Here is a 7,694-nt window from a genome sequence, read left to right on the forward strand (position 1 = left end):
TTTACTTACCAAGTTTTACAGGATTTAGTTTTACTAGTGTTAAAGTTGGCTTTATTGCTGCTTATTTTGCCACTTATCTTAAGAAATTATGGACACCACTTTCTTTCATTCGAGCTGGAATTTATATCCATCTGTTTTCCAGGTAATCGTTGCCGCGATGTTGATTGCACCGGCTTCAGCTGTATTTGCAGTCGAAGATTGCGAGCTGAACAAGGAATCAGTCAATCCGGCCAATGGCTATACCACGGCAGGCAAGACCGGCATGATGAAGTGCAAGGATAGGGATAGCGGCAAGCTGGTGCGCGAGCAGGAATTGCGCGCCGGTGTCTATGTCGGGCTGGTGCGCTATTACAAGGATGGCTTGCTGTTTAAGGAATACAGCGTCAATGAAAAAGGCAATGCTGACGGCAAATTGCGGGAGTTTGCACCGAATGGACAGTTGATCCTGGAAGAAAACAATGTCAATGGAAGCACCCGTGGTCTCTTGCGTGCCTGGTATCCGAATGGTGTATTGCGGCGCGTGGCATTCATAGGTGAGGGGCCGCGTGACAAAGCCTCTGTCAAATATACGCAAGACAAGCAACTGAGTGAACTCGAATGTGGCGACAAACCCCTGCTGGCACCACATGTCAACGATGCAGCATTGTGTGGTTTCCAGGGCAAGACTTCAGTGGTGCAATTGTTTTCTGAAAGTGGCAAGCTCAAGAGCCAGTTCAGCTTTCTTGCAGGCTTGAGCCAGCAGAGTACCTACTTCCATGACAATGGCAAGCCTGATACGGTCGATGAGCTCGGACCAAAGCAGAAAACGCGTAAGGTCTATTCCGACAAAGGTGTTTTGCGCAAGGAAACCACCTGGAATGTCACGGAAAAACCGGCAACCATAGAGCGTGAAATTGAATATCACGAGAGTGGATCAAAAGTGCGTGAACAACTGTATGCGTTGACTGAAAAAGAGGGGCGTCGCCAGAACCGCCTGATTGCCGACAACAGTTTTTATCTGAATGGCCAGCCCAAACGCAGTGAAAAATACACCGTCGAAGGCAAGGACGACGTCAAGGAAGTGCGCAATTATTTTGATAATGGCAAACTATCCAGTCTTGAGCGCTATGTCTATGAAGGCCGCTACCGCGAACGCCCGATTGGTGTGCATCAGAGCTTTGCGCAAAATGGCACGCTGGTGCGTGAGTCCCATTATGATGACCGTGGCCGCATACAGCGCGAGCGTAGCTGGGATGACAGCGGTAAATTGCTTGCTGATGACCAGGTCTATGAAGATGGGTCGCGCAAGGCGTTTTCAAAATAATGTTATTACACTGCTGGGTATGCGTTTCCCGTAATGCTCACTGCTTTTCATAATAATTATCTTGACTTGTTCTGGCACCAAAGTACAACCAATGTCATGGCAATTTTTCTGTGCTAGAGGCTTAATTTTGCAATTAAATTTTTTTCAGTGGTCATGCTTGAAGCTCCTTCCCCTTCAAGGGGAAGGTTGGGATGGGGATGGGTTTCTTCTGCAAATTAAGTAACGGTCACTTGACCGAAATCCATCCCCACCCTAGCCCTCCCCTTGAAAGGGAGGGAATCTGTCCGTCATTTTTTGTCAAGCACATTATTCCGGACAGCAGTGCTACGATGCTGGAATCCATGTTGAAGTACAGACTCGCGCTTTCTGATATGCCTGGGCTATTCATGAAATTGGCAGCCATGATGCTAGGTTGCCTGCTGTGCGCTTGTAGCGTTGCTGACTTGCGGCGTGAACAGCTAGCAGTCAATGTCCATCAATTCCAGTTCAGGGATGGTGGCAAGGCGATTTATTTTGACATGGACAGAAAGCCCTGGCAGCAACAGGACATGGATGCGCCTTTGCGCAATGTGATCTTTGTGATCTCTGGGTCAGACTGTGTCAGCATGGGGCCGTTTCTGCCACAGTATTTTTCTGGCCTCGAAGGCGAGAGTGGCCGCACGCGGATTTTCATCATGCACAAGCGCCATATCTTGCCGGGCTCGAACGGTACCTCTTGCGGTGCTGCCTACAAGCTTGCAGATCATCCATCTCGCTGGCAAGCTGATCAACTGGAATTCATACGTGCGCAAATGGCGGGCCTGCAAGCGCAAGGAAATATGCCGCAACGCCTGATCATCATGGGTATCTCCGAAGGGGCAGAACTGGCACCCACACTGGCACAGCAACTACGGGCAACGCACCTGATTTTATTGTCGCATACTGGCATGAATGCGCTGGATGTGTATGGCGCTCTGGCGAAGCAAAATCCTGCAATGCTGCCTGCCTGGCAGCAATTACAGACTGGCTTAAGTGTTACGCCAGCCGATCCCGATACTGTTCAAATACATGGCCGCAGTTGGCGTTACTGGTCAGAGATTGCGGCCATTCCACAAACCGCCAATCTGCTGGCGCTGGACATACCCATATTGCTGGCGGCAGGAGATGCTGACCCGGTAATTCCGGTCAATGCGTTTGCGCAGTTGCAGCAACGGTTTCAGGCCGCAGGAAAAACCATAGACATACGACGCTTCCCCGATGCTGGACACAGCCTTGCTACGAAAGACAAAAACTATTTACCTGACTTTATGCATCAGATGGATTTGTGGCTACTTGAACATTAGTCTTGCTGTAATTTTCTTGATCTTCAGCAATTCATATCGAAACAGTATTCATTTTCCTTCATTTCATTACAACTAGTTACAAGAACTTTTGATTTGTAGCAGTAAACGGCATGACAAAAAAACAAAGCCTTACTATACTTGGTGGTTATGCGTACGCGTGGGTATTTCCATGCGTGCGTTTTGCATTTCCTCTTACACAAGCTCATCAATAATGATAACTATGCGCCTAAAAGCCTTTACCCTGACACCTGTTGTTGCCGCACTTGTGCTGACTGGTTGCGTGACTACGCCTACGCATGACAGTAAAGTTGCTGCCTCACTTTCCGTTGCAAAATCTGGCCAGATTGATGAAGCAATCAGGCAGGTAGAAGCGCAAACGCAAGGCAATAACAAAACCGACTTGCTGTTGAATCTGGAAAAGGGTGAATTGTTGCGCGTAGGCAAGCGCTATAAGGACAGCCTGGACGCTTTTGACGTGGCCGATGCCAAAGTAAAAATCTGGGAAGAAACTGCCAAATCCTCACCTCAAAAACTCATGGGCCAGATTGGCGCTACCATCATGGGTGATGCCAGCCGCGACTATGAAGGCCAGGACTATGAAAAAGTCATGCTGACCACGCGCATGGCCATGGACAGGCTGAACCTGGGTGACCTCGATACTGCCCGCGTTGATATCAAACGCACGCATGAGCGTGAAGCCGTTATTGCAGAATTCCGCGCTAAAGAAACAGCCGAAGCAGAGAAAGAAGCCAAGGACAAAGGCGTCAGTTCCACCGGCAAGGAACTCAATGGCTATCCGGTAGAAACCCTGAACGACCCTGAAGTGCTGAAACTGAAAAACGGTTATCAGAATGCCCTCAGCCACTATCTCGCAGGTTTTGTTTATGAAGCCCTGAATGAGCCTGGCCTGGCTGCTCCTGGTTACCGCAAGGCGATAGAATTGCGCCCTGACCTGCCAGTGCTCGAAGATGGCCTGAAAGGACTGGATCAGCGCACCAGCTTTCGCCGCAAGAAAGGCGTGACGGATGTACTGTTCATTATTGAGGCTGGTAATTCACCTGCTCGCCAATCCAAGAAGATTGCCTTCCCAATACCTACTGGCCGTGGCCTGGTGACGATATCATTTGCTTTCCCGGTGATTTACCCTGATCCGAATGCACCTGTCATCAACAGTATCCGTGTTGGTAATCAAATGCTGCCTACCGCGCTGGTCACTGACTTCAACGTCATGGCACGTAAGGCCTTGAAAGATGAATTGCCAGGTATTTATACACGTGCTGCGGTGCGCGCCATTACCAAGGGTCTGGTGCAGGACCAGGTGAACAAAAACTTTGGTGCACTTGCAGGCCTGGCAGCCAATCTGGCGGTTGCTGTGACTGAGAGTCCGGCAGATGACCGTATGTGGCGCAGTTTGCCAGACCGCGTGTTTGTCGCCCGTGCATTTTTGCCGCCAGGCGATTATGATTTGAATTTTGGTAACCGTGGAGAGGCGAGCAAGATCACGGTTGATGGCCGCTACATGGTGGTTCCTGTGCGCGTATACCAGGACAAGACTTACCTGGGTGACCTTGCAAAATTTGGCAGCGTGACGCCTGTGGCACAATTGCAGGCCGAGCCAGAAACCAAAGCGGCAGAAGCACCTAAGCCACCTGTCAAGGGCAAGCAAGCAGTCAAGGCAAAACCTGTAGTGAAAGCCAATGCCGCAACGGCCAACACCAGTACAGTCAGCACCACCGGCACCAAATCCAACTGATTTATAGGATAGAAGAGGATATATGAAACTGATTTCCAAACAATTTGCAGCATGCACCGCTTTGCTGGCTGCATGTGTTGCTACCCCCGTCTTTGCCCAGGATATCCCGAATGCATCTTCGCCCGGTATTGCTGCCAAACTGATGGTGCGTGGCACGCTCGAAGGTGTGCAGGTGACTGATCTGCGTTCACAACGCAAGAATGATGTCATGGTCGTGCAGGCCGAGATGGTCAACCTGACCAACCGCGATGTCCGTGTGTATTACCGTTTCCGCTGGACTGATGCGGCAGGCATGCAGGTAGGTGACGGCGAAGTCTGGAAACCATTGATGATACTGGGCCAGCAAAGCCAGTTCGTCAAAGGCACGGCTTACGGTCCGCAAGCGACGGATTTCAGGATAGAACTCAGCGCAGAACCACGCTAATCACCAATAGTGAAATAGTGAACAGTAACAAGATTATTTTTACGGAGTACATATGAAACGCATTTCCTCACTGTCCAAAAGCTGCGCGCTCGTCGTCTTGCTTGGCCTCTCACTGACTGCCTGCCAGACCAGGTTGTCCCAGCCTACAGTCAGCCTGGCTCGCCAGGTTAGTTATGGCGACAATAAGGCGGTAGAAACGGTCACCAATGAGTTTGGTTCTACTGACCTGCAAATGATTGCAGAAAAAATGGTCGGTTCCCTGCTGGAAGACCCGGTACTGGCAAATCGCCCGACCATGACTTTGGCTGGCGTACGCAACAAGACCAGCGAATACATCGATACCAAATCCATCATGAACAGTATTCAGACTGCATTGGTGAAAAGCCGCAAGGTGAAATTCACCCGTAGCGCTGATGAAATGCAGCAAGGCGTTGATGAGTTGCAACGTCAAAATCAAAGCGGTTTGTATAAAGCCCAGGGCAAGGCAAAAATCGGCAATATGGCTGCTGCCAAATATTCCCTGGAAGGCGAGATCGTTTCCATCGTCAAGCAAAATGCCAATACCAAAGACGTGTTCTACAAAATGACTTTGAAATTGTATGACGTCGAAGAAGGCTCCATCGAATGGCAAGACGAAAAAGAAATTCGTAAAACTTCCAAGCGTTAATCTCAGGCTTTACTCTGAAGCGCAATTCTGAAGCGCTATTCATTCAAAGAGGCAATACGATGTTGAATCTGAAAAAACTGATGGCAGGTTTGTTCTGCTCTGTAGCGGCATTTTCTGCCGTTGCCGCTGAACAAAGAATGACCATCCCAAAAATTGCGGTGACTGACCTGACCTATGAAGAAAAAGTCAGTGAATATTTCCGTGTGGTTTCTGCTTCCAGCAAGAGCAGTGTCAAGGGCAGCTATAGTGAACGTGAAACCGATCACAGCTATTCCCAGCGTGGCAATGTGAACGCAAAGAGCGAAAGCAATTACTACGAAGCCGAAGGTTTCTACACCTATATCGATCGTGGTGAATTGAAGACTTATACTGCTGACCTCAAGGGTGCATTGATCAAGGGTGGTGGTGTTTCCCTGGTGCAGGCACGCCCTTATGTCGGCAAGCCCATGGAAAAAATCTATGACATCATAGGCCGTATCAAGCAGGGCATGTACCCTGGTGCTGATTATGTCTTGTTTGGTACTGTAAGCAATATCCAGTTCCGCCAGGAGAGTAATCAGCTGCAATACGGTAACTCCATGACAGCCAGCCTGTCGCTGGACCTGGTTGCCGACTTTAGTCTGATCAATACCAAGACCTATGAAATCAAGGCAGCTTTCAGCGCCAGCGGTTCTGGCGTCGATACCAAGATCATCAGCCGTGCCGGTGACCGTGTCGTGTTTAGCCGTGGCAAGGTCATGCAAGAGACTTCCCGCAGCCTGGCTGATGCAGCCTATGATGAGTTGCTGGTACAGTTCGGTGCACCACGCGGCGCCAACCGTGGCCAGTATGGCCGTGTGCAAAATGGCCAACCTGTTGTGCCTGTGCAAAATACTGAGCCGGTCACTGTGTATAAATAATTTGGTGGTAATGCATTAGCGGAAAAGCCTGGCTGTTGCCAGGCTTTTTTCTTTTATCTGACTATTTAGTATATTCATTTCCCCAGCATGTTGACGACACAGACGTGCAGATTGCTTGTGAGTCTGATATCGGATTAATTTATCTCAGAAGCTTGGATAAGTCGTTTATGCATGAATTTTTGTAGTTTGGACGTAGACTGTAGTAATGTTGTACCTGCGTCATCTTTTGCGCAAAAATCTTCAAAGTCAGTTTTTTTAAAATTTACTTTTCCCTTGCACTAAACCCGCCTGCGGCTTGTACTAAGCTGGGATAATATTTGTATTGCGTCAATACATTCGGACTTATGTCCCGACTCAATCCATTAAAAATAATATCTTTAGGAAAATAAAAATTATTGATATTTCTTGCTTGTGTCATCCAGTCATCATCGGATAATTTGAATAGCGCCAAATATTCCATAGCAATAGCATCTACGAACATGTATGTAGTTGCTCCATTTCCACTATGAATATTATGAATCGCCCCTCCTGAGTTACTAATATTTTTTAGATCATCAATATCTAAAGACGGATTGATATTGCCGACAGCGACTATCTTTTTGTACGCCATAGGATTTTTTTGCCATATTACAGCTAAAAAAATGAGAAAAAAGACATGTATCCTTTTTCCTTGCAGTGAGAGCAAAGCTGCTTCAAGAATTGCTCCCACCTGAGCTTGATCACGTAATGTTAGGTTAAACATTTCTGCATGTTTTTCTAACACAAAAGAAAAAATGTTTTCGACAACTTCATTTGTGGATAGAGTTTGTGGAAACTCAGGCAGATACTGCAAACCAAAAACAATTTCTTGCAATTTGGGTAAAGGTAATTTTTTCACAATCGCCGCTAAAAATTGTGCATTGCTAGGATCGCTCAAAGCATACTGCAAATCAAAGAAGCGCTTCAAATAAGTCTGGCCATCAAATTCGCTTCCATACACTGCTTTAACGGAGTGCGCCAATTGCTCGACATTGGTCGCAATCACAAAATAAACGCCAGGAACGCCGAACAAATGCTTGATGCCCTCTAGAAGCTCAATGGCATAACTGGGTCGGCATCTATCGAGTTCATCTACAAAAATAATGATAGGTAATTGAATTGATTGCTTCTCCAACTCCTTGATCAGTAAGCTTAGTTTTTGTTTGAAGCTGGCAATCGACTGAGCCTGTAAAAAAATCTGTGTAAGTTCTCCCGGAACTATTGGTGAGCGTTGATGCGCTCCCCAAATTCTATATCAAAGCGATTCAATGCCTGTCGCCAGTGTTGTATAGGCATGGTCCATTTCTT

General features: G+C 47.8%; 7 protein-coding genes. 6 read left to right on the forward strand and 1 reads right to left on the reverse strand.

All coding sequences use genetic code 11. From position 1 onward, the window contains the following. Window positions 1-88: 88 nt before the first annotated feature. From ACO0LN_RS26330 to ACO0LN_RS26355, 6 genes are all read left to right on the forward strand, one after another. Window positions 89-1,303, forward strand: coding sequence for a toxin-antitoxin system YwqK family antitoxin (locus tag ACO0LN_RS26330; RefSeq protein WP_422979044.1), 1,215 nt, complete (start codon window positions 89-91; stop codon window positions 1,301-1,303). A gap of 386 nt (window positions 1,304-1,689) precedes the next feature. Further along, window positions 1,690-2,625: an alpha/beta hydrolase family protein gene (locus ACO0LN_RS26335; protein ID WP_422979046.1), complete on the forward strand. Its 936-nt coding sequence runs from the start codon at window positions 1,690-1,692 to the stop codon at window positions 2,623-2,625. A 220-nt stretch (window positions 2,626-2,845) separates the two neighbouring features. Continuing rightward, a complete protein-coding gene (locus ACO0LN_RS26340; RefSeq protein WP_422979048.1) occupies window positions 2,846-4,378 on the forward strand; it encodes a COG3014 family protein in 1,533 nt (510 codons plus the stop codon). A 22-nt stretch (window positions 4,379-4,400) separates the two neighbouring features. Further along, the gene (locus ACO0LN_RS26345) at window positions 4,401-4,802 is read left to right on the forward strand and encodes a YcfL family protein (protein ID WP_422979050.1); all 402 of its coding nucleotides are present in this window, start codon (window positions 4,401-4,403) and stop codon (window positions 4,800-4,802) included. Window positions 4,803-4,854: 52 nt separating this feature from the next. After that, complete coding sequence (lpoB, locus tag ACO0LN_RS26350; RefSeq protein ID WP_422954371.1) at window positions 4,855-5,469, forward strand: penicillin-binding protein activator LpoB; 615 nt, start codon at window positions 4,855-4,857, stop codon at window positions 5,467-5,469. 59 nt (window positions 5,470-5,528) lie between these two features. Beyond that, window positions 5,529-6,368, forward strand: coding sequence for a hypothetical protein (locus ACO0LN_RS26355; protein WP_422979051.1), 840 nt, complete (start codon window positions 5,529-5,531; stop codon window positions 6,366-6,368). A gap of 262 nt (window positions 6,369-6,630) precedes the next feature. Here ACO0LN_RS26355 and ACO0LN_RS26360 read toward each other — a convergent pair whose 3' ends face one another. Further along, complete coding sequence (locus tag ACO0LN_RS26360) at window positions 6,631-7,635, reverse strand: KAP family P-loop NTPase fold protein (protein ID WP_422979063.1); 1,005 nt, start codon at window positions 7,633-7,635, stop codon at window positions 6,631-6,633. Window positions 7,636-7,694: the final 59 nt, after the last annotated feature.

Source organism: Undibacterium sp. TC9W (assembly GCF_049339865.1).
Lineage (GTDB): Bacteria > Pseudomonadota > Gammaproteobacteria > Burkholderiales > Burkholderiaceae_D > Undibacterium.

What these genes read in the sequence shown, in the direction of transcription:
- ACO0LN_RS26330 (WP_422979044.1), top strand. Translation starts at nt 89, where the DNA reads ATGGACACCACTTTCTTTCATTCGAGCTGGAATTTATATCCATCTGTT.
- ACO0LN_RS26335 (WP_422979046.1), top strand. Translation starts at nt 1,690, where the DNA reads ATGAAATTGGCAGCCATGATGCTAGGTTGCCTGCTGTGCGCTTGTAGC.
- ACO0LN_RS26340 (WP_422979048.1), top strand. Translation starts at nt 2,846, where the DNA reads ATGCGCCTAAAAGCCTTTACCCTGACACCTGTTGTTGCCGCACTTGTG.
- ACO0LN_RS26345 (WP_422979050.1), top strand. Translation starts at nt 4,401, where the DNA reads ATGAAACTGATTTCCAAACAATTTGCAGCATGCACCGCTTTGCTGGCT.
- lpoB (WP_422954371.1), top strand. Translation starts at nt 4,855, where the DNA reads ATGAAACGCATTTCCTCACTGTCCAAAAGCTGCGCGCTCGTCGTCTTG.
- ACO0LN_RS26355 (WP_422979051.1), top strand. Translation starts at nt 5,529, where the DNA reads ATGTTGAATCTGAAAAAACTGATGGCAGGTTTGTTCTGCTCTGTAGCG.